We start from the raw sequence: 19,183 nt of genomic DNA on the forward strand, positions 1-19,183 counted from the left end.
CCCCCCCCCGCCCCCCCCGCGGCCCGCCCCCCCGCGGCGGCGCCCGTACCCTGGTGCGGTGCCCGAACCGACCCCCGAGACGCTCGACGACGCCCTGACCGACGACCGCCCGCGCTACCGCACGCAGCCCGTGTCGTTCGTGCGGCGCAGCGGGCGCCTCGCGCCACGCCAGCAGCGCGCGTGGGACGCCCACCGGGACCGCTACGTCGTCGACGTGCCGCGCGACGTCGCGCGGACGTCGGTCGACCCGGCGCACGTGCTCGACGTCGCGGGGACGTTCGGACGCGAGGCGCGCCTCGTCGTCGAGATCGGCTCGGGCCAGGGCGAGGCCGTGGTGGCCGCCGCCGAGCGCGAGCCGGGCACCGACTTCCTCGCCGTCGAGGTGTACGCCCCGGGCCTCGCGCAGACCGTGCTGCGGGCGTCGCAGCGCGACCTGACGAACGTGCGGCTGGTCCAGGCGAACGCGGCCGAGCTGCTGGCCACGACGCTGCCCGCGGGGAGCGTCGACGAGCTGTGGGTGTTCTTCCCCGACCCGTGGCACAAGTCTCGCCACCACAAGCGCCGCCTCGTGGCGCCGTCGTTCGCGGCGCTCGCCGAGCGGGTGCTGCGGGCCCCGCGCGAGGGGCACGGCGCGCGGCCCGGTGGGACGCTGCGCCTTGCCACGGACTGGGCCGAGTACGCGGAGCAGATGATCGACGTGCTCGACGCCGCGCCCGGGCTGCGCAACGTCCACGGCCCGCGCGGCGTGGCGCCGCGCTTCGAGGGCCGCGTGCTCACCGGGTTCGAGCGCAAGGGCGAGAACGCCGGCCGCGTCATCACCGACCTGGAGTACGTGCGCGTCTGACGCGTCGTGGACCGGTGGCCGACCGGCCGCGCCAGGTTCTTGCGGACAGAAGTGATCTACGGCACATTGTGCCGGGGGATGGAACGTCGCCCCGGGCACGCAGTGTCGCGTGCGGTCGCGTCGACTGGTGACCGTCTGCGGGTGCGGGCTCTGTCAGTCCACGGAATGAGCCAACGGAGGCGTCATGACCGACGTGACGGCCGGCCCCGGAACCGGGCCCGCCGAAGAGACCGACTACCAGCGCGTGCAGCGCTCGCCCGAGTTCCAGGACCTGCGCAGACGCTTCCGGAACTTCGTGTTCCCGATGACCGCGCTGTTCCTCGTGTGGTACTTCGTCTACGTCCTGCTGGCGAACTATGCGCACGACTTCATGAGCATTCGGGTGTGGGGGAACATCACGGTCGGGTTGCTCTTCGGCCTCGGCCAGTTCGTGTCCACGTTCGCGATCACCATGATCTACGCGCGCTGGGCCAACAAGCGCTTCGATGCCGCGGCGGACGAGCTGCGCCGGGAGATCGAGGAGGACGAGCTGTGAGCGCGCACCTCCTGGCCGCGGAGGCCACCGACGTCGGGAACCCGGTCGTCAACGTCGCGATCTTCGGCGTCTTCGTCGCCGTGACGCTCGTCATCGTGCTGCGCGCGTCGCGGCAGAACAAGTCCGCCGCGGACTACTACGCGGGCGGACGCTCGTTCACCGGGCCGCAGAACGGCACGGCCATCGCGGGGGACTACCTCTCCGCCGCGAGCTTCCTCGGGATCTGCGGGGCCATCGCGATCAACGGGTACGACGGCTTCCTCTACTCGATCGGGTTCCTCGTCGCGTGGCTCGTCGCGCTGCTGCTCGTCGCCGAGCTGCTGCGCAACACCGGCAAGTTCACGATGGCCGACGTGCTGTCGTTCCGGCTCAGGCAGCGCCCCGTGCGCATGGCGGCGGCGATCGCGACCCTGGCCGTCGTGTTCTTCTACCTGCTCGCGCAGATGGCGGGGGCGGGCGGGCTCGTAGCCCTCCTGCTCGGCGTGGACTCCACGGCGGGGCAGAGCGTCGTCGTCGCGGTCGTCGGCGCGCTGATGATCCTCTACGTGCTGGTCGGCGGCATGAAGGGCACCACCTGGGTGCAGATCATCAAGGCGGTGCTGCTCATCGCGGGCGCCGCCGTCATGACGGTGTGGGTCCTCGCGAAGTTCGGCTTCAACCTGTCCGACCTGCTCCAGGGCGCGATCGACAAGGCCGGCCCGGGCGGCGAGGCGCTCATCGAGCCGGGCAAGCAGTACGGAGCCACGGAGACGTCGAAGCTCGACTTCCTCTCTCTCGCACTGGCCCTCGTGCTCGGCACGGCCGGGCTGCCGCACGTGCTCATGCGCTTCTACACCGTGCCCTCGGCCAAGGAGGCCCGCCGCTCGGTCGTGTGGGCGATCTGGCTCATCGGCATCTTCTACCTGTTCACGCTCGTGCTCGGGTACGGAGCCGGGGCGCTCGTGGGGCCGGAGACGATCAGCGCGGCACCAGGCGGCGTGAACTCGGCGGCACCGCTGCTCGCGTTCGCCCTCGGTGGGGAGATCCTGCTCGGGTTCATCTCCGCCGTCGCGTTCGCGACGATCCTCGCCGTCGTGGCGGGCCTGACGATCACCGCGGCGGCGAGCTTCGCGCACGACATCTACGCCAACGTCATCAAGCGGGGCGAGGTGAAGCCCGACGGCGAGGTCAAGGTCGCGCGCATCACCGTCGTCGTCATCGGGATCCTCGCGATCCTCGGCGGCATCTTCGCCCAGGGCCAGAACGTGGCGTTCCTCGTGGCGCTCGCGTTCGCGGTCGCCGCGAGCGCGAACCTCCCGACGATCCTCTACTCGCTGTTCTGGAAGCGGTTCAACACGTCCGGGGCGCTGTGGAGCATGTACGGCGGGCTCATCTCGTGCGTGGTGCTCATCGCGTTCTCGCCCGTCGTGTCCGGCAAGGTGGACCCGGTGACCGGTGCGAGCCTGTCGATGATCAAGAACACCGACATCGACTTCGCGATCTTCCCGCTGAGCAACCCCGGCATCATCTCCATCCCGCTCGCCTTCCTGCTCGGGATCCTCGGGACGCTGCTCAGCAAGGAGAAGCCGCACCCGGAGAAGTTCGCCGAGATGGAGGTCCGCTCGCTCACGGGCGCGGGGGCCGAGAAGGCGGTCACGCACTAGCGGCACACTCCTGCGCTCCGCACGAGGACGCCCCCGGTCCGGTCGGACCGGGGGCGTCCGCGCGTCCGGTGGTCCGGTCGACGCGCGCTGCCGTCCCGCCGCGCCGACGTCCCCTCGCGCCGCAATCCCGTCGCCGTGGGCACGGTCCGCGACGTACGGTCGCGCCATGACCTCTCCGACCCCGCCCGACGCGGTCGCTCCCGCGGGGACCTCGGCGCCCGTCCTCGTGGTCACCGGGGCGATGGCCTCGGGCAAGTCGACCGTCGCCGAGGCGCTCGCGCGGACGTTCCCGCTCGCGGCGCACCTGCGGGGCGACGTGTTCCGGCGGTTCGTCGTGAGCGGGCAGGCGTCGATGGCGCCGCCCCTGTCGGCCGCGGCCCGCGCCCAGCTCGACCTGCGGCAGGAGCTCGCGGCCCAGGCCGCGGACACGTACGCCGCGGCGGGTGTGGTCGCCGTCGTCCAGGACATCCTGCTCGGTCCCGACCTGGAGCGCTTCACGGCACGCGTGCGGACCCGCCCGTGCTACGCCGTCGTGCTCGCGCCCGACGCCGAGACGCTCGCCGCGCGCGACGCGGCCCGGCACAAGCAGGCGTACGGGGACTGGACGCCGGGGGAGTTCGCGGCCGCGGCGCGCGAGACTCCCGGCGGCCTGCACCTCGACACGACCAGGTGGTCCGTCGCCGAGACCGTGCGACAGGTCCTCGACCGGCTCGACGAGGCGCGCGTCGCGTGACCCTGTCCCTGTCCCGCTGGGCGGCGAGCGCGACCCCGCGTGAGGATGGGCCCATGACGAGCGACCCGCAGCAGGAGACCGTGCCCGACGAGACCTACGACGTGATCGTCATCGGCGGTGGACCCGTCGGCGAGAACGTCGCCGACCGCGCCGGGCGCACAGGACTGAGCGTCGCGCTCGTCGAGGCCGAGCTCGTGGGGGGCGAGTGCTCGTACTGGGCGTGCATCCCCTCGAAGACGCTTCTGCGGCCCGGCGCAGCGCGGGCCGAGGCGCAGGGCGTCCCGGGGGTCGGTGTCGACGACGACCTCGACGTCCCGGCGGTCCTCGCGCGCCGCGACGCGATGGTCGCGGACTGGGACGACACGGGCCAGGTCTCCTGGGTCGAGGGAGCGGGCATCGCGCTCGTGCGCGGGCTCGGGCGCATCGTCGGGCCGCGCCTCGTCGAGGTCGTCCCGGAGGAGTCCGACGCCGACCCCGACGACCTCCCGCGCGCACGCCGCCTCGCGGCTCGGTACGCGGTGGTCGTGGCGACGGGCAGCGTCCCGGTGCTCCCTGACGTGCCCGGCCTCGCCGACGTCAACCCGTGGACCAGCCGCGAGGCGACGGCCGTCGAGGACGTCCCGGAGTCGCTCGCGATCGTCGGCGGGGGAGTCGTCGCGACGGAGATGGCGGTCGCGTTCGCCGACCTGGGGTCGCGCGTCACCGTGCTGTCGCGCGGCGGCCTGCTCGGGCGCACCGAGCCGTGGGCGGGCGAGGCCGTCGCGGCGTCCCTGCGGAAGCTGGGGGTGGACGTGCGCCTCGGCGTCGCCACCGACTCGGTCGAGGCGTTGCCCGACGGCGGCGTGCGCCTCACGCTGTCGGCCACCGGGCACGCGGCGGAGGGCGAGGCCCCGGACGTGGCGCCCGTGACCGCGGAGCGGGTGCTCGTCGCGACCGGTCGCGTCGCGCGGACCCAGGACCTCGGCGTCGACGCGGTCGGTCTCGTCCCGGGACGCGCGCTCGACGTCGACGACACGATGCTCGTCCAGGGGGTGGGTCCGGACGGCGCCGAGGGTGCCGGCGGCTGGCTGTACGCCGCGGGCGACGTCACCGGGCGGGTCGCGACGACCCACCAGGGCAAGTACCAGGGCCGGGTCGTGGGCGACGTCGTCGCGGCCCGCTTCGGCGACCCGGACGCCGACGGGGCGCCGACCGCCGGGGATCGGGTGCCCGCCGTCGGGTCCGCGCCCGAGCCGTGGTCGCGGTTCGCGGCGACGGCCGACGCCGTCGCGTCCCCGCAGGTCGTGTTCACGCGTCCCGAGGTCGCGGCCGTCGGGCACACCGAGGCGTCCGCGCGCGAGGCCGGGATCGACGTGCGGGTCGTGCGGTACGACCTGGCGAACGTCTCCGGCGCCGCCGTGCGCGCCGAGGACTATGCCGGCAGCGCCCAGCTCGTCGTCGACGCCGCGCGCGAGGTCGTCGTCGGCGCCACGTTCGTCGGCCCCGACGCGGCGGAGATGCTGCACGCCGCGACGATCGCCGTGGTGGGCGAGGTTCCGCTGCGGCGTCTGTGGCACGCGGTGCCGTCGTACCCGACGGTGAGCGAGGTCTGGCTGCGCTTCCTCGAGGAGTACGGCCTGTAGTGCGCGACGTCGCGGGCCGCGAGGGCACGCCGCCCGGGCCGGGCACGTCACAGGGGCCGGGCGCTCGCGCGACGGTCCCGTCCCCTAGGCTCGGGGCGTGACGACCGAGACCTCCGCCCCGCGCGTCGCCCTCGCGACGTGCTCCGTCCTGCCGCACCTCGACCCGGACGACGCGCCGCTCGTGCGCGCGCTCGACGCCCGCGGCGTCGCCGCGCAGCCCGCCGTCTGGGACGATCCGGACGTCGACTGGGGCGCGTTCGACGCCGTCGTCGTGCGCTCGACGTGGGACTACTCGGCCCGGCGCGACGAGTTCGTCGCGTGGGCGACGCGCGTCCCGCGCATCCTCAACGCGGAGGCCGTGCTGCGCTGGAACACCGACAAGGGCTACCTGCGCGAGCTGGAGGGCGCGGGGATCCCCGTCATCCCGACGCTGTGGCTCGACCCGGCACGCAACCTGTCCTCGCGCGCGATCCACACGCGCCTGCCCGCCCAGGGCGACTTCGTGATCAAGCCGGTCGTCAGCGCGGGCGCCAAGGACACCGGCCGGTACCAGGCCGGCGAGGCGCACTCGCGCGGGCTCGCGATCCAGCACGCGAAGAACCTGCTGGTCTCGGGCCGCGAGGTCATGGTGCAGCCGTACGTGACGAGCGTCGACACCGCGGGCGAGACGGGCCTCGTCTTCGTCGACGGCGAGTTCTCCCACGCCGTGCGCAAGAACGCGCTCCTCACCGGCCCGCACCGCCCGACCCGCGGCCTGTACCAGCAGGAGGAGATGAGCCCGTTCACCGCGACCGAGGAACAGCTCGACGTCGCGCGCCGGGCGCTCGCGGCGGCGGCCGACGCGGTCGGCGGCGGGGACGCGGCGAGCTTCCTGTACGCGCGCGTCGACGTGGTCACGGGCAACGACGGTGGCGTCGTCGTCATCGAGCTCGAGCTCACCGAGCCGTCGCTGTTCCTCGCGCTCTCGCCCGGGTCGCTCGACCGGTTCGCCGACGCGATCGCGGCACGCGTCGCGCGCTGACCGCCGGTCCGCGGGCGCGCGACCGTGGCCCCGCCCCGACGTCGGGACGGGGCCACGGTCATGCGGTGCCGGAGGTCAGGCGAGGCCGTTCTCCGAGAGCCAGTCTGCCGCGATGTCCTCGGGCGAGCGCTGGTCCTCCGTGGACTCCACGTTCAGGGCCACGAGGCCCTCGGGCGTGAGCGCCTCGCTGACCGGGTTGACGACGTCCGCGATCTCGTCGGCGATGTCCGCGTTGACGAGCGGCACGACGTTCGAGGCGAGGAACAGGCCCTCGGGATCCTCGAGCGTGACGAGCTTCTCGGTCTGGATGCGCGGGTCGGCGCTGAACACGTTCGCGACGTTCACCGTGCCGGCGACGAGGTCCTGCACGGTCGTGTCGCCGGTCGCGACGAACGAGACGTCGACGCCGTACACGTCCTTGAGGCCCTGCGGTCCGTACGGGCGCTGCTCGAGCTCCGCGGGACCGCCGAGCGTCAGCGGCACGTCCAGGCCCGCGAGATCGGCGATGCTCGTCAGCCCGTTCTCTGTCGCGAACGCCTCGGTGACGTTGTACGAGTCCTGGTCCGTCGCGCTCGACTGGTCGAGGACCGCGAGCCCGTCCGGGAGGGCCTCCTGGAGCGCTGCGTACACGTCGTCGGGCGACGTCGCCGTGGTCTCCGGGTCGAAGAACTGCAGCAGGTTGCCCGTGTACTCGGGGAAGACCTGCACCTCTCCGCTCTCGAGGGCGGGCATGTAGGCGTCGCGCTGGCCGATCGAGAAGTTCCGCTCGACCGTGAAGCCCTCGGCCTCGAGGGCCTGGGCGTAGATCTCGGCGATGATCTCGTTCGAGTAGTAGGCCTGCGAGCCGACGACGATGGTGTCGGACGAGGAGCCGCCGCCGTCGGACGTCGCGGTGTCCGCATCGAGCGGGTCGGACCCGCCGCCGCAGGCGGTGAGCGTGAGGACGGCGGTCGCCGCGGCGGCGACGAGGGCGGCGGTGCGTCGGGTGGTGCGCATGTGTCTGCCTTTCTGAGGGCCGTCCCGTGGACCGGGAGGGTCGGGGAGCGTCGGGAGGGTTTCGGGTTCAGGTTCGGGTTCGAGACGAGCGGTCGGGGGGTGCGGGTGTCAGGCGGTGGTCGGTTCGGGGGCCCGACGTCGTCGCCTCCGGGCCGGCTCGTCGTCCGAGGAGCGGCCGGCGGTCACCCCGCGCGGCACGACGACGCGCTGGAGGATCGCGAACAGCGCGTCGAGCACGACGGCCAGGACGACGATGAGGAGGGCGGCGCCGAGGATCTGGGAGAAGTCGCGGATCTGGATGCCCTGCACGATGTAGAAGCCGAGGCCCCAGTTGCCGACGTACCCCGCGAGCGTCACGGTCGCGACGACCTGCAGCGTCGCGGAGCGCAGCCCGCCGATGAGCAGGGGGAGCCCGAGCGGCACCTCGGCCTTGAAGAGCACCTGCCACCCGGTCATGCCGACGGACCGCGCGCCGTCGACCACGCGCCGCTCGACGGCCTCCACGCCCGCGTAGGCGCCCGCGAGGATCGGCGGGATCGCGAGGAGGACGAACGCGGTGACGGACGCCGCGACCTTGTGCGTCACGCCGAGGACGAGGACGAGGAGCAGGACGAGCCCGAAGGAGGGGACCGCGCGGGCCGCGCCCGAGAGCGCGACGGCGAGCTCCCGGCCGCGACCCGTGTGTCCGATGGCCCAGCCTGCGGGGATCGCGAGTGCCGCCGCGACGAGCACCGAGACGAACGTGAACGCGAGGTGGGTCCAGATCGCCTCCGGGAGGGGGAGCGCGCCCGTGAGCCGGTCGGGGGAGAAGATCCAGGCGATCGCGTCGGAGAACAGGTTCATGCGCGCACCTTCCGGGACCAGGGCATGACCGCTCGCCCGGCGAGCACGAGCAGCAGGTCGACGAGCAGGGCGATGACGACGACCGCGACGACGCCCGCGAGGATCTCGGCGACGATCTGCCGCTGGTAGCCGTTGGTGAAGAGGTAGCCGAGGTTGTCGATCCCGATGAGGATGCCGACCGTCGCGAGCGAGATGGTCGACACCGCGGTCACGCGCAGCCCGGCGAGCACGACCGGTCCGGCGAGCGGGAGGTCGACCTGCCAGAAGCGCCGCCACGGCCCGTAGCCGACCGCGAGGGCCGCCTGCCGGACCGTCGGGTCGACCGAGGCGAGGGCGTCGGCGACGAACCGGGTCATGATCGCTACGGCGTAGATCGTCAGCGCGACGACCAGGTTCAGCTCGGACAGGAAGCTGATGCCGAGGAGCGGCGGGAGCAGCGCGAAGAGCGCGAGCGACGGGATCGTGTAGAGCAGGCCGACGAGCGTCAGGACGAGTCCCCGTGTGAGGCGGAACCGGAACGCGAGCCAGCCCAGCGGGATCGAGACGAGGAACCCGAGCACGATCGGCACCACGCACTGGCTCAGGTGCTCGACCGTGAGGCGGCCGATGAGGTCGAGGTTGTCCAGGACCCAGGTCATGCGCCGCCCTCGGCGTGGTCCTCGACCAGGACGCCCTGCGTGCGTCCCGTGCCGTCCACGAGCACGGTCCCGTGCCCGGTGCGCTTCGTGTGCAGCGCGCGGGTGCCACGCTCCGCCCCGATGAAGCTCGCGACGAACTCGCTCGCGGGGTTCTCCAGGATCTCGCTCGGCGACCCGATCTGGGCCACCTGCGCCCCCTTCTCGAGGATCACGACCTGGTCGCCGAGCAGGAACGCCTCGTCGATGTCGTGCGTGACGAAGACGACCGTCTTGTCCAGCTCGCGCTGCAACCGGATGGTCTCGGTCTGGAGCTCGGCGCGCACGATCGGGTCGACGGCCCCGAACGGCTCGTCCATGAGCAGGATGTTCGGGTCCGCGGCGAGCGCTCGCGCCACGCCGACGCGTTGCTGCTGGCCGCCCGAGAGCTGGCTCGGGTAGCGGTCCGCGAGCGCCCGGTCGAGGCCGACGGTGTCGAGCAGCTCGAGGGCCCGCTCGCGCGCCTGCCGCCGGGGCGTGCCCTCGAGCCGCAGGACCGTCGTCACGTTGTCGACGACCTTGTAGTGGGGCAGGAGCCCGCCATTCTGCAGGACGTAGCCGATGCTGCGGCGCAGCTTCACCGGGTCGCGGTCGAGGATGGACGCGCCGTCGATCTCGATCGTGCCCGACGTGGGCTCCACCATGCGGTTGATCATGCGCAGGAGCGTCGTCTTGCCGCTCCCGGACGACCCGACGAGCACCGTCGTGCGGTGGGGCGGGATGACCAGGTCGAAGTCCGCGACCGCCGCCGTGCCGTCCGGGTACGTCTTGGTGACCGATCGGAACTCGATCATGGGGCGCTGCCTCCCGACAGTCGGTGAACCGGCCTCCCACCCAACCACGACCGTGGCCGGCCAGCCGAGCGCTTTGCCACGCGTCCACAGACCGTACGTCGAACCACCGACACGTCGCACTCGCACCGGTACGTCGGCTTCGCGCCGTGGCGCGCCCCGTGAGCCCGCCGCGGGCCACCCGGGATTCGCCCGTGACGCTCGTCACGTCGAGGCCTATCGTGGCGCTGTGCCGCACCTCGACTCCCTGCTCGCCTTCTCCCTCGCCTCGCTCGTGCTCGTCGTGATCCCCGGCCCGAGCGTGCTCTTCGTCGTCGGCCGGTCGCTCGCGCTCGGGCACCGGGGCGGGGTGCTGAGCGTCCTCGGCAACGAGCTCGGGGCGCTGACTCTCGTCGCGGCCGTGGCGCTCGGGGTCGGGACCGTCGTCGCGACGTCGGTCGCGGTGTTCACGGTCGTCAAGCTCGTCGGTGCGGCCTACCTCGTCTACCTCGGCGTCCAGGCGATCCGGCACCGGCGGGAGGGTGCGGTCGACGTCGCGGTCGCGCCCGTGCGCGAGCCGTGGTGGCGCGTCGTGCGGCAGGGCTACGTGGTCGGGGTGACGAACCCGAAGACCATCGTGTTCTTCGTCGCCGTGCTGCCGCAGTTCACCGACTTCCACGCCGGGCGCGTGCCTGCCCAGATGATGGTGCTCGGGCTGGTCTTCACGGTGATCGCGTTCGTCTGCGACAGCGCGTGGGCGCTCGCGGCGGGAGCCGCACGGTCGTGGTTCGCCTCCTCGCCCCGACGCCTGAGCGCGGTCCGTGCGACGGGCGGGGGCATGATGATCGGCCTGGGCGGCGTGCTCGCCGTCGCCTCCCACCGGACCGCCTGACACGAGCGCCGGACCCCGGGGAGACGCGACGAGGGCCGGTCTCCGTCTCGGAGACCGGCCCTCGCCGTCTGGGGTGAGTAACGGGACTTGAACCCGCGACCCCCTGGACCACAACCAGGTGCTCTACCAGCTGAGCTATACCCACCATGACCGGCGCGTGAAGCACCGGCCGTCGAAAAGTGTACCTGGTCCGGGAGGGGCTCCCGGACCGCTTTTCGAGGTCAGGAGTCTGCGGACCCTGTGACGGTGGCCACGGCGGTCTCGGCGTCGTCGTCGGCGGGTCGGGTCCGGCCGCGCGTGACGCTCGTCGCCACGACCTGCTCGGCGACCTTGCGCGCCGTCGCGGAGTCGGGACCGGGCTGGGGGACGAACACGGCGGCGCGGTAGTAGCGCAGCTCGTCGATGCTCTCGAGGATGTCCGCGAGCGCGCGGTGACCGCCGTGCTTCTCGGGCGACGAGAAGTACGCGCGGGGGTACCAACGGCGCGAGAGCTCCTTGACGGACGACACGTCGATGATCCGGTAGTGCAGGTGGCTCATGAGCGCGGGCATGTCTCGGTCGAGGAAGCCCTTGTCGGTGCCGACGGAGTTGCCCGCCAGCGGGGCCTTGCCCGGCTCGGGGACCCACGTGCGGACGTAGTCGAGGACGCGCTGCTCGGCCTCGGCGAGCGTCAGGCCCTCGTCGAGCTCGTCGAGCAGCCCGGAGGTCGTGTGCATCTGGCGGACGAAGTCGCCCATCTGCTCGAGCGCCTCGGCCGGGGGCCGGACGAGGACGTCGACCCCGTCGCCGAGCACGTTGAGCTCGGAGTCGGTGACCACGGCGGCGACCTCGACGAGGGCGTCGGCGCCCAGGTCCAGCCCGGTCATCTCGCAGTCGATCCAGACGATGCGTTCGTTCGCGTTCACAGGACTCACGGGCCACAGCCTAGCCGCGGCGCGCACGACGAAGGCCCCGGCGGTCCGGTCCACGGGGGTCCGGACGGTCGGGGCCTTCGGCGAGGTGTGCCGCCGCCTGTCGGGGAGGGTCCCCGGCCCGGCGAGCGGTCGGTGCGCGTCATGCGGTACGGCGCGGCAGGCGGGCCTGCCGGGTGTGCGCCGGGACGCGGGTCGTGGTGCGGCGCAGCTGCGACCGGCGCAGGGTCTGCTCCTGCAGCTGCTCGCGACGGCTGAGGGCCGCCACGTCGTACGTGATCAAGGGATGCATGTTCTGCTCTCGTGACGCTGGGTTCGTGGGTCTGGCCGGACCCTCCACCGCCCGGTACGGACCGGACGGACGTCACCGCGGTGTGGGTACATACGACCACGGTCGTCGTGGGCGGTGCATCCCTTTTTCGCCACGAGCGTCGGGTGCGGCCCGGTGCCCGACGCCGTCCGGCCGCGCTGCGCCGTCGGCGCGCCGTGCGTAGCCTCCGGGGATGGGTGACCGGGGCCGTGAAGCAGGGGACGAGACAGGGGACGGGGCGGGGGACGCGGCGGGGCGCGTGACGGACGGCGTGGCAACGGGCGCGACCGAGCACGAGACCGGCGATGCGTCTGCGCGCGCGGTCCTCGCGAGCGTGTGGCCCGGAGCGCTCCTGGTGCTCGTCGGGGTCGCGGGGTTCGTGCTGCTCCTCGACGCGGTCCTTGACCAGGAGGACCTGTGGCGGCTCGACGACCCGCTGCTCGCCTGGATGGTCGCGCACCGCACGCCGGTCGCGACGGGCGTCCTCACGGTCGTGACGACCGTGTCCGGCCCGTTCGTGCTGCCCGTGCTCGTCGCGGTCGGCTGCGTGGTGTGGGCGAGGCGCACGGGGACGTGGTGGGAACCGGGCCTGCTCGCGGGGGCGATGGTGCTCGCGACGCTGGTCTCGACCGTGCTCAAGGCGGTGATCGCCCGGCCGCGGCCGCCCGACGTGTCGATGGTCGTCGCCGGGGTGGAGCGGTCGTTCTCCTTCCCGTCGGGGCACACGATCGGCGCGGCGACGCTCGTCCTCGTCGGCGGCTACCTGGTATGGCACCGCCACCACGATCCGAGGGTGCTCGCGGTGTGGGTCGTGGCCTCCGTGGTCGTGATCGGGGCCGTGGCCCTGAGCCGGCTCTACCTGGGTTATCACTTCCTCACCGACGTCCTGGCGGGGTTGTCGCTCGCCGTCGCGGTGCTCGGTGTCGTGGTCACGGTGAGCCGCGTCCACGACCTGCGGCGCCCGCGGCCCCAGGACGCGCGTGATGCCGAGGACTCATCCTAAAGAAGTCTTGCGCAAGAAGTCTTTCGTGAACTAGCGTGGCGGCATGAGCACGCCCGACGACCCTCGCCCCACCCCCTCGGAGGACCCGCAGGTCACCCCGGCACCGGAACCCGCGGCGACCTCGGGCCCGCTCCCGCGCGGCCCGCGCCCCGAGCCCGGCCAGGTGGTCGCGACCGACCCGGCGACCATCCGGGCGCTCGCCCACCCGCTCCGCCTGCGGATCCTCGCGCTGCTCGACGACGAGGGCGAGGTCACCGCGACGCGCTGCGCCGAGGTGACGGGCGAGTCCGTCGCGAGCTGCTCCTTCCACCTGCGCATGCTCGCCAAGTACGGGTACGTGGAGCCCGCGGAGCGGCGCGGCAAGGAGCGGCCGTGGCGCTCCGTGGGGCGCGGCCGACAGGCGAAGGGTGACCCGCACGTCCCGGAGTCCCTGCACGCGGCGGGCGCGGTGGCGAACCTGATGCTCGACCAGGAGGCGACGCGCGTGCGGACGTGGCTCGCCGGAGCGGCCACCGACGACCCGCAGTGGCTCCTCGCCTCGACCATGACCGGCGCGTCCTTCTACGCGACGCGCGAGGAGCTCGACGCCCTCGCCCGCGAGGTCGAGGCGCTCACCGACCGCTTCCGGGGGCGCTGGGAGGACCCGGCGCTCCGTCCCGAGGGCGCGCGTCGCGCGCGCCTCTTCTCCGTCGTCAACGCCGACCCTCCGGAGGCCCCCCGATGAGCACGCCGACCGAGCCGACCGCCGTCGCCTCCGACACCCCTGCCCCGCTCGACCCGGGCCCCGGGACGGCGGCCGCGCCTGACCTGGGCCCCGGGACCGCGCCCGACCCGCGCACGGCGCTGCGCGGTCGACCGTTCCGGCTCCTGTCGGTCGCGTGGGGGTTCACGAACTTCGCCGACTCGGTCCTCGCGATCATCCTCGCCGTGTGGGTGAAGGACCTCACCGGCTCCAACGGCGCGGCCGGTCTCGTGTTCGCGGCGCTCGGCCTGCCGGCGCTCGCGTCGCCGCTCCTCGGCCAGCTCGCCGACCGGGTGTCGCGACGGCGGATGCTCGTCGTCACCTATCTCGTCGGTGCGGTGAGCCTCCTCGCCCTGCTCGCGGTCCGCGGGCCGGAGCAGGTCTGGCTCGTGTTCGTGGTGACCGTGGTCTACTCGGGCGTCGGGTTCGCGACCGCGGCCGCGCAGGCCGGCCTCGTGCGCGACATGCTGCCGGACGAGGCGATCGCCCCGGCGAACGGTCGTCTCACGACGATCGACCAGGTGTTCCGGCTCCTCATGCCGGTCGTCGGCGCGGGCGCGTACGCGCTCGCCGGTGCGTGGCCGCTCGTGGTCGCGGCGTCCGTCGCGTTCGCGGTCGCGGGCACCGTGATCGGCCGGATCTGGCTCGTGGAGACGCCGCCGACCCCGGCCGCCGACCGCGAGCCGTACCTCGCGGAGATGACGGCCGGCTTCCGCCACCTCGTGCGCACGGCGCCGCTCGGGGTGCTCACCCTGGCCATGCTCGTCGCGTTCGCGGGGGTCGGGCTGCTGAACGCGGTCAGCCTCGCGATCGTCGAGGACGGGCTCGGGCTGCCGGCGGCGCTGCTCGGCCCGATCTCCTCGGTCCAGGCGCTCACCGCGATCGTCGCGGGGCTCACGGCCGCGCGGCTCGTCGCGCGCTGGGGCGCGCAGCGGCTCGTCGCGCTGGGCCTGCTCGTGCTGGCGCTCGGCATCGTGCCCGCGACGGGGTCGAACGTGGTGGCGATCGTGCTCGGGCTGGGTGCGGTCGGGCTCGGGGCCACGTGGTCGATCGTCGGCTTCGTCACCGAGCGGCAGCTCCGCACGCCCGCGGGACTCCAGGGGCGCGTCGCCGCGGCGAGCCTGCTGCTCGTCAACGTCCCGCAGCTCGTGCTGACCGTGGTCGGTGCCGCCCTCGTCGGAGCGGTCGACTACCGCCTGCTCCTCGTCGTGACGGTCGTGGGCATCGTGGTCGCCGCCGTCGTCTCGCTGCGCGGCCACGGCGCCACCACCCCGCCGAGCGAGAACCCCGGTCCGCCGAAGGAGAACCCCGGTCTGCCGAAGGAGAACGCTGGTCTGTCGAAGGAGAACGCTGGTCTGTCGAAGTAGAACTGTGGTCTGTCGAAGCGAACGCTGGTCTTGACCAGGGTTCTACGTCGGCAGACCAGGGTTCTACGTCGGCAGACCACGGTTCTCCTTCGGCGGTCCACGGTTCGCCCTCGAGGGGACGTCGTCAGTCGTCGAGGCCGCGGGCGCGCAGGGCGTCGCCGAGCGCGTCGGCCTGACGCAGCGCGCCGACGACGAGCGGGACGGCGTAGGCGCGGACGTCGTGCTCACGGCCTCGCGCGCGGCACGCGTCCCGCACGCGCTGCGCCAGGGCGGCGACGACGGGGACGCAGCGCACGGCGAGCGAGAGGACGAGGGCCGCGCGGTCGGCGTCGACGCCGAGGCGGCGCAGCGGCCGCAGCCCCCGCTGGATCGCGCCGAGCACGGCGGACGTCCGGGTCGTGAGCAGCACGAGCCCCGCGAGCGCGACGAGCGCGACGAGCCGGGCGGTGAGCACGACCGCGGCCTCCGGCCCCAGGGCGAGCCACTGGACGGCGAGGAGCACGGGCACCACGATGCGCAGAGGCCGGACCTGGTCCCACGCCGCGCCCGGACCCACGCCCGCGACCGCGTAGAGCACACCGACGGCGAGGACCACCGCGCCGACCCCCGCCGGCGACGACACCAGGAGCGCGACGGCAGAGGCCACCGCGAGGCCCACGAGCTTGGCGCCGGCCGGGACCCGGTGGAGCACCGACGTCCCCGGTCGGTACGTCCCCGAGGTCACGGTGACTCCCCGTCGACGAGGCGCAGGTAGTGCGCGACGGCAGGCCCCGGAGCGTCGTCCGCGACGACCCGCCCGCCGTCGACCACGAGCACGCGGTCCATCGCGTCCATGAGCGACAGGTCGTGCGAGACGAGCACGACCTGGTGGGGGAGCCCCGCGAGCTCCGCGGCGAAGTGCCGCGTGTTGCGCAGGTCGAGGAGCGTCGTCGGCTCGTCGGCGACGACCAGCCGCGGCTCGGCGGCGAGCACCGAGGTGAGTGCGAGAAGCTGCTTCTGACCGCCCGAGAGCAGGTGCGCGGGGTGGTCCGCGTGGCCCGCCAGGCCGCGCGCGGCGAGGGCCTCCCGCACCAGGGCGTCCCGCTCGGCCGCGGGGAGGCGCCGCAGCGAGTACGCCACGTCCTCCGCGACGGTCGGCATGACGATCTGGGCGTCCGGGTCGGTGAACACGAACCCGACGCGCCGCCGGACCGCGGCGCCGTCGCGGCGGGTGTCGAGCCCGTCGACGAGGACGCGGCCCGACGTCGGCAGGACCAGCCCGTTGAGCAGGCGCGCGAGCGTGCTCTTGCCGGAGCCGTTGGCCCCGACGATCCCCACGCGCCGCTCGCGCAGCTCGAGGTCGACCCCGCGCAGCACGTCACGCTCGCCGAGCCGCACGTGCACGTCCTCGAGCCGGACGGTGCAGCCGGTCCCGGGGGCCGTCCGGTCGGCGGCACCCGACCCGCCGGGCGCGAGAGTCGAGCCCGACGAGCCCGACGAGCCCGACGAGCCCGACGAGCCCGACGCGCCCGACGCGCCCGACGAGCGCGTCGGCGCGGTGGGAGGAGCCTCGACGGCGGTGCGGCGCCGGCGTGCGGCGCGAGACCTCGCGATCACCGGACGACCTCCAGGACGGCCGCGACGCCGAGCCCGCCCCCGACCGCGGCCGTCGCGAGGCCGAGCGTCCCGGCCGTCGCGCCCGCGCGCACGAGCCGGGAGAACAGCCGCACGACCGACACGGCGCCGCTCGCGCCCCACGGGTGCCCGAGCGCGAGCGCGCCGCCGTCGACGCAGACCCGCGCGTCGTCGCCCGGGTCGCCGAGCGGGTCGAGGCCGAGCGCGTCGGTCACGGCGAGGACCTGCGCGGCGAACGCCTCGACGACCTCGACCGCCGCGACGTCGTCGAGCCGCGCGCCCGCACGGTCCAGCGCGGCGCGCACCGCGGGGACCGGGCCCCACCCCGGGAGCGCCGGGTCGCAGCCGAGCGTCGCCGACGCGAGCACGCGCAGTCCGGGGGCACCGAGGCCGCGCCGGACGCGCTCCGGCACGAGCGCGACGGCCGCCGCGCCGTCGCTCACCGGGCTCGCGGTGGCGGCCGTGACGGTGCCACCAGGCGTGAACGTGGGCGAGAGCCGCGCGAGCACGGCGGGTTCGAGCCGGCGTGCCCGCTCGTCGCGCGCGAGCGACCTCCCCGGCGCGCCGACCCGGACGGTCTCGGCCGCGAACCGCCCGCCCGCGTGCGCCGCCAGGGCGCGCGCGTGGCTGCGCACCGCGTACGCCTCCTGGCGCTCCCGGGTCACGCCGCGGCGGCGCGCGAGCTCGTCGGCGGCCGGCCCCATGCCGGGGTCGGCCCACGGCGTCGGCGCGAACGCGGCGCGCGCGTACGGCACGTCGCCCCACGCCGTGCGGTGCGCGCGTGCCGGGGCGCGCGACGCGCTCTCGGTCCCGCCCGCGAGGACCAGACGGGCCTCGCCCGCGCGGACCTGCTGCGCGGCGAGGAGCACCGCCGCGAGGCCGGAGGCGCACTGGCGGTCGACGGTGAGGCCGGGGACGGCGACGCCCAGGCCCGCGGCGAGCGCCGCGACGCGGGCGACGTTCCCACCCGGCCCCGTGCAGCAGCCCAGGACGACGTCTGCGACGTCGTCCTCGACCCCCAGCGCGCGCACGTCGCCGAGCGTCGCGCCGAGAGCCGCGGCCGCGAGGCCGACCTCGGACACCGACCGGTGCCCGTGCCCGGCCGTCCCGACCCACGTGCGGCGCGCCGCGACCACGACGGGCGTGTCGTCCGGCGCACCTCGGCCCGGGCTCATCGCAGCGGCTCCAGGCCCGACCGCGCCGGGTCGGTCCCGCGCAGGGCCTCGCTCACGGCCCCGCGCGCGGGCTTGCCCGACGGGGTCCGGGGGAGGGCGCGCGTGCCGTACCAGCGCCGCGGCCGCTGCGCCGGGGCGAGCGCCGCGCGCGCGACGCGCTCCAGGTGGGCGCGCAGCCCCGGCCGGTCGTCGCACTCGACGACGGCGCTCACGACCGCGCCGAGGCGACGGTGCGCGGTCCCGAGCACGACGACGTCCCGGACGCCCGGCACGGCGCGCAGCACGACCTCGACGTCCTCGGGCACGACGGTCGACCCGCCGGTGAGGATCGCCCCGTCCCCGCGGCCGCGGAGGACGAGACCGCCGCGGTCTGCCTCACCGGGTGCCGCCGACGCCGACGGGGACGCGGTGCCCGTCGCGGGCGAGGGCAGGGGGTCGGCGAGGTCGCCGACGGTGCTCCATGCGCCGTCGCGGCGCAGCGGACCGGTGGCGCGCGCGAGGTACCCGCGCGAGACCCAGGGCGAGCGGACCCAGACCTCGCCGACGCTCGCCGCGGGCAGCGGCCGCACGGCCAGGTCGACCCCGGGGAACGCGCGCAGCCCCGACCCGTCCGGGTCGTAGGCGACGAACGACAGCTCGACCGCGCCGTAGTACGCGAGCACGTCGATGCCCAGAGCCGCCGCGCGCGACCGCGCCCCCGGGGCGAGGGACGCGCCGCCGACGACCGCGTGCCGCAGCCGCGACGGCGCTCCCGCCGCGACGGCGTCGAGCACGTCGTCGAGGACCTGCGGCACGAGGTGCACGACGTCGCTGCTCGCGAGCGCGGAGGTCGTGGCCGCCGGGGTGCGCGTGAGGTACGCGCACGCCCCGACGGCGAGCGTGTGCACGGCGGCGAAGCAGTAGAGGGACGACGCGAGGGGTCCCGGGACGAGCACGGTGTCCGTGGGGCGGAGGCGCAGGAGCCGCGTGACGTCGTCGAACGACCCCGCCCACGACGCGCGGGTGCGCACGACCGCGCGCGGTCGGCCCGTGCTGCCCGACGAGAAGCCCGCCCACGCGAGGTCGTCCGGTGCGGGCACGTGGCCCGTGCCGGGGCTCGCACCCCCCTGCGGGGCGAGCCCCGGCACGAGGTCGGGGACGGCGCCGGTCCCGCGCGGCAGCGGCACCTCGACGAACGTGCGGGGGGCCAGCGTGCGCAGGACCTCCGCGCGGTGCGCGCGCGGCCACGCCGCGTCGCACACCAGTGGCGTCGCGCCGGCGTGGTCGGCGGCGAGGACCGCCGTCAGCAGGTCCAGCGGGTCGGGCAGGGACACGGCGACGAGGTCGCCGGGACGCGTGCCCGTCGCGGTGAGGTGCGTCGCGCCCGCGCGCACGTCCGCGGCGAGCGCGGCGTAGGTGCGCGACCGCTCGGGGGTGCGCAGTGCGGGACGGTCGCGCACCGCCGGGTCGGCGGCGTGCGTCAGGACCTGGTGGGCGACGGGCACGCGG

The 19,183-nt window shown here is 74.6% G+C and carries 20 protein-coding genes and 1 tRNA gene; 10 read left to right on the forward strand and 11 right to left on the reverse strand.

The window, feature by feature from the left end; genetic code table 11:
• Positions 1 to 58 precede the first annotated feature (58 nt).
• From trmB to ACFWH7_RS10330, 6 genes are all read left to right on the forward strand, one after another.
• Complete coding sequence (gene trmB, locus ACFWH7_RS10305) at positions 59 to 844, forward strand: tRNA (guanosine(46)-N7)-methyltransferase TrmB (protein WP_378216413.1); 786 nt, start codon at positions 59 to 61, stop codon at positions 842 to 844.
• Between the two features lie 184 nt (positions 845 to 1,028).
• Positions 1,029 to 1,379: a DUF485 domain-containing protein gene (locus ACFWH7_RS10310; RefSeq protein ID WP_047233219.1), complete on the forward strand. Its 351-nt coding sequence runs from the start codon at positions 1,029 to 1,031 to the stop codon at positions 1,377 to 1,379.
• Positions 1,376 to 3,022, forward strand: a complete 1,647-nt coding sequence (locus ACFWH7_RS10315) for a solute symporter family protein (protein ID WP_378216414.1) — start codon at positions 1,376 to 1,378, stop codon at positions 3,020 to 3,022. The genes ACFWH7_RS10310 and ACFWH7_RS10315 overlap by 4 nt, the downstream gene beginning before the upstream one ends.
• A 166-nt stretch (positions 3,023 to 3,188) precedes the next feature.
• A complete protein-coding gene (locus ACFWH7_RS10320; protein WP_378216415.1) occupies positions 3,189 to 3,755 on the forward strand; it encodes an AAA family ATPase in 567 nt (188 codons plus the stop codon).
• A 53-nt stretch (positions 3,756 to 3,808) separates the two neighbouring features.
• Positions 3,809 to 5,377, forward strand: coding sequence for a dihydrolipoyl dehydrogenase family protein (locus tag ACFWH7_RS10325; protein ID WP_378216416.1), 1,569 nt, complete (start codon positions 3,809 to 3,811; stop codon positions 5,375 to 5,377).
• 97 nt (positions 5,378 to 5,474) lie between these two features.
• Positions 5,475 to 6,398, forward strand: coding sequence for an ATP-grasp domain-containing protein (locus tag ACFWH7_RS10330; protein WP_378216418.1), 924 nt, complete (start codon positions 5,475 to 5,477; stop codon positions 6,396 to 6,398).
• 75 nt (positions 6,399 to 6,473) lie between these two features.
• Here the strand turns inward: ACFWH7_RS10330 and ACFWH7_RS10335 are convergent, their stop codons facing one another.
• The 4 genes from ACFWH7_RS10335 to ACFWH7_RS10350 all read right to left on the reverse strand — a co-directional run bounded on the left by ACFWH7_RS10335 (position 6,474) and on the right by ACFWH7_RS10350 (position 9,705).
• Positions 6,474 to 7,394, reverse strand: a complete 921-nt coding sequence (locus ACFWH7_RS10335) for an ABC transporter substrate-binding protein (protein WP_378216419.1) — start codon at positions 7,392 to 7,394, stop codon at positions 6,474 to 6,476.
• A 108-nt stretch (positions 7,395 to 7,502) separates the two neighbouring features.
• Positions 7,503 to 8,237 carry an ABC transporter permease gene (locus ACFWH7_RS10340; RefSeq protein ID WP_378216420.1) on the reverse strand — a complete coding sequence of 245 codons (735 nt, stop codon included), beginning with the start codon at positions 8,235 to 8,237 and terminating at the stop codon, positions 7,503 to 7,505.
• Positions 8,234 to 8,875 carry an ABC transporter permease gene (locus ACFWH7_RS10345; protein ID WP_378216421.1) on the reverse strand — a complete coding sequence of 214 codons (642 nt, stop codon included), beginning with the start codon at positions 8,873 to 8,875 and terminating at the stop codon, positions 8,234 to 8,236. Before ACFWH7_RS10345 ends, ACFWH7_RS10340 begins: the two co-directional genes overlap by 4 nt.
• The gene (locus ACFWH7_RS10350; protein WP_378216422.1) at positions 8,872 to 9,705 is read right to left on the reverse strand and encodes an ABC transporter ATP-binding protein; all 834 of its coding nucleotides are present in this window, start codon (positions 9,703 to 9,705) and stop codon (positions 8,872 to 8,874) included. Before ACFWH7_RS10350 ends, ACFWH7_RS10345 begins: the two co-directional genes overlap by 4 nt.
• A 226-nt stretch (positions 9,706 to 9,931) precedes the next feature.
• Here ACFWH7_RS10350 and ACFWH7_RS10355 point away from each other — a divergent pair, with 226 nt between their 5' ends.
• The gene (locus ACFWH7_RS10355; RefSeq protein WP_378216423.1) at positions 9,932 to 10,573 is read left to right on the forward strand and encodes a LysE family translocator; all 642 of its coding nucleotides are present in this window, start codon (positions 9,932 to 9,934) and stop codon (positions 10,571 to 10,573) included.
• Positions 10,574 to 10,642: 69 nt separating this feature from the next.
• Here ACFWH7_RS10355 and ACFWH7_RS10360 read toward each other — a convergent pair.
• From ACFWH7_RS10360 to ACFWH7_RS10370, 3 genes are all read right to left on the reverse strand, one after another.
• Positions 10,643 to 10,718: transfer RNA gene (locus tag ACFWH7_RS10360), tRNA-His, on the reverse strand.
• Positions 10,719 to 10,794: 76 nt separating this feature from the next.
• Positions 10,795 to 11,487, reverse strand: coding sequence for an oligoribonuclease (orn, locus tag ACFWH7_RS10365; protein ID WP_378216424.1), 693 nt, complete (start codon positions 11,485 to 11,487; stop codon positions 10,795 to 10,797).
• A gap of 139 nt (positions 11,488 to 11,626) precedes the next feature.
• Positions 11,627 to 11,776, reverse strand: coding sequence for a hypothetical protein (locus ACFWH7_RS10370; protein ID WP_378216425.1), 150 nt, complete (start codon positions 11,774 to 11,776; stop codon positions 11,627 to 11,629).
• 289 nt (positions 11,777 to 12,065) lie between these two features.
• Between ACFWH7_RS10370 and ACFWH7_RS10375 the strand changes: the two genes are divergently transcribed.
• From ACFWH7_RS10375 to ACFWH7_RS10385, 3 genes are read left to right on the forward strand one after another with little or no spacing between them, the layout of a single operon-like run.
• Entirely contained in the window at positions 12,066 to 12,797 is a 732-nt protein-coding gene (locus ACFWH7_RS10375) for a phosphatase PAP2 family protein (protein ID WP_378216426.1), read from the forward strand.
• A 43-nt stretch (positions 12,798 to 12,840) separates the two neighbouring features.
• Positions 12,841 to 13,521 carry an ArsR/SmtB family transcription factor gene (locus ACFWH7_RS10380; RefSeq protein ID WP_378216427.1) on the forward strand — a complete coding sequence of 227 codons (681 nt, stop codon included), beginning with the start codon at positions 12,841 to 12,843 and terminating at the stop codon, positions 13,519 to 13,521.
• Entirely contained in the window at positions 13,518 to 14,906 is a 1,389-nt protein-coding gene (locus ACFWH7_RS10385; RefSeq protein WP_378216429.1) for an MFS transporter, read from the forward strand. The genes ACFWH7_RS10380 and ACFWH7_RS10385 overlap by 4 nt, the downstream gene beginning before the upstream one ends.
• Before the next feature lie 124 nt (positions 14,907 to 15,030).
• On the opposite strand, the gene ACFWH7_RS10390 is transcribed toward ACFWH7_RS10385, so the two are convergent.
• The 4 genes from ACFWH7_RS10390 to ACFWH7_RS10405 are packed head-to-tail and all read right to left on the reverse strand — an operon-like array spanning position 15,031 to position 19,179.
• On the reverse strand, positions 15,031 to 15,630 hold the full coding sequence (locus ACFWH7_RS10390) for an energy-coupling factor transporter transmembrane component T family protein (RefSeq protein ID WP_378216430.1): 600 nt from the start codon (positions 15,628 to 15,630) through the stop codon (positions 15,031 to 15,033).
• Positions 15,627 to 16,502 carry an energy-coupling factor ABC transporter ATP-binding protein gene (locus ACFWH7_RS10395; RefSeq protein WP_378216431.1) on the reverse strand — a complete coding sequence of 292 codons (876 nt, stop codon included), beginning with the start codon at positions 16,500 to 16,502 and terminating at the stop codon, positions 15,627 to 15,629. Before ACFWH7_RS10395 ends, ACFWH7_RS10390 begins: the two co-directional genes overlap by 4 nt.
• Positions 16,499 to 17,695 (reverse strand): thiolase family protein, encoded by a 1,197-nt coding sequence (locus ACFWH7_RS10400; protein WP_378216432.1) that lies wholly within the window; start codon positions 17,693 to 17,695, stop codon positions 16,499 to 16,501. Before ACFWH7_RS10400 ends, ACFWH7_RS10395 begins: the two co-directional genes overlap by 4 nt.
• Entirely contained in the window at positions 17,692 to 19,179 is a 1,488-nt protein-coding gene (locus ACFWH7_RS10405; protein ID WP_378216433.1) for a class I adenylate-forming enzyme family protein, read from the reverse strand. The genes ACFWH7_RS10400 and ACFWH7_RS10405 overlap by 4 nt, the downstream gene beginning before the upstream one ends.
• Positions 19,180 to 19,183: the final 4 nt, after the last annotated feature.

Origin of the sequence: Cellulosimicrobium cellulans (genome assembly GCF_042723955.1) — a bacterium.
GTDB lineage: Bacteria > Actinomycetota > Actinomycetes > Actinomycetales > Cellulomonadaceae > Cellulosimicrobium > Cellulosimicrobium cellulans_H.

Bases quoted from the DNA above. Each gene is read 5' to 3' on its own strand.
- ACFWH7_RS10385 (WP_378216429.1), top strand. From the start codon at position 13,518: ATGAGCACGCCGACCGAGCCGACCGCCGTCGCCTCCGACACCCCTGCC.
- ACFWH7_RS10310 (WP_047233219.1), top strand. From the start codon at position 1,029: ATGACCGACGTGACGGCCGGCCCCGGAACCGGGCCCGCCGAAGAGACC.
- ACFWH7_RS10380 (WP_378216427.1), top strand. From the start codon at position 12,841: ATGAGCACGCCCGACGACCCTCGCCCCACCCCCTCGGAGGACCCGCAG.
- ACFWH7_RS10325 (WP_378216416.1), top strand. From the start codon at position 3,809: ATGACGAGCGACCCGCAGCAGGAGACCGTGCCCGACGAGACCTACGAC.
- ACFWH7_RS10320 (WP_378216415.1), top strand. From the start codon at position 3,189: ATGACCTCTCCGACCCCGCCCGACGCGGTCGCTCCCGCGGGGACCTCG.
- ACFWH7_RS10340 (WP_378216420.1), bottom strand. From the start codon at position 8,237: ATGAACCTGTTCTCCGACGCGATCGCCTGGATCTTCTCCCCCGACCGG.
- ACFWH7_RS10350 (WP_378216422.1), bottom strand. From the start codon at position 9,705: ATGATCGAGTTCCGATCGGTCACCAAGACGTACCCGGACGGCACGGCG.
- ACFWH7_RS10345 (WP_378216421.1), bottom strand. From the start codon at position 8,875: ATGACCTGGGTCCTGGACAACCTCGACCTCATCGGCCGCCTCACGGTC.
- ACFWH7_RS10370 (WP_378216425.1), bottom strand. From the start codon at position 11,776: ATGCATCCCTTGATCACGTACGACGTGGCGGCCCTCAGCCGTCGCGAG.
- ACFWH7_RS10335 (WP_378216419.1), bottom strand. From the start codon at position 7,394: ATGCGCACCACCCGACGCACCGCCGCCCTCGTCGCCGCCGCGGCGACC.
- ACFWH7_RS10400 (WP_378216432.1), bottom strand. From the start codon at position 17,695: ATGAGCCCGGGCCGAGGTGCGCCGGACGACACGCCCGTCGTGGTCGCG.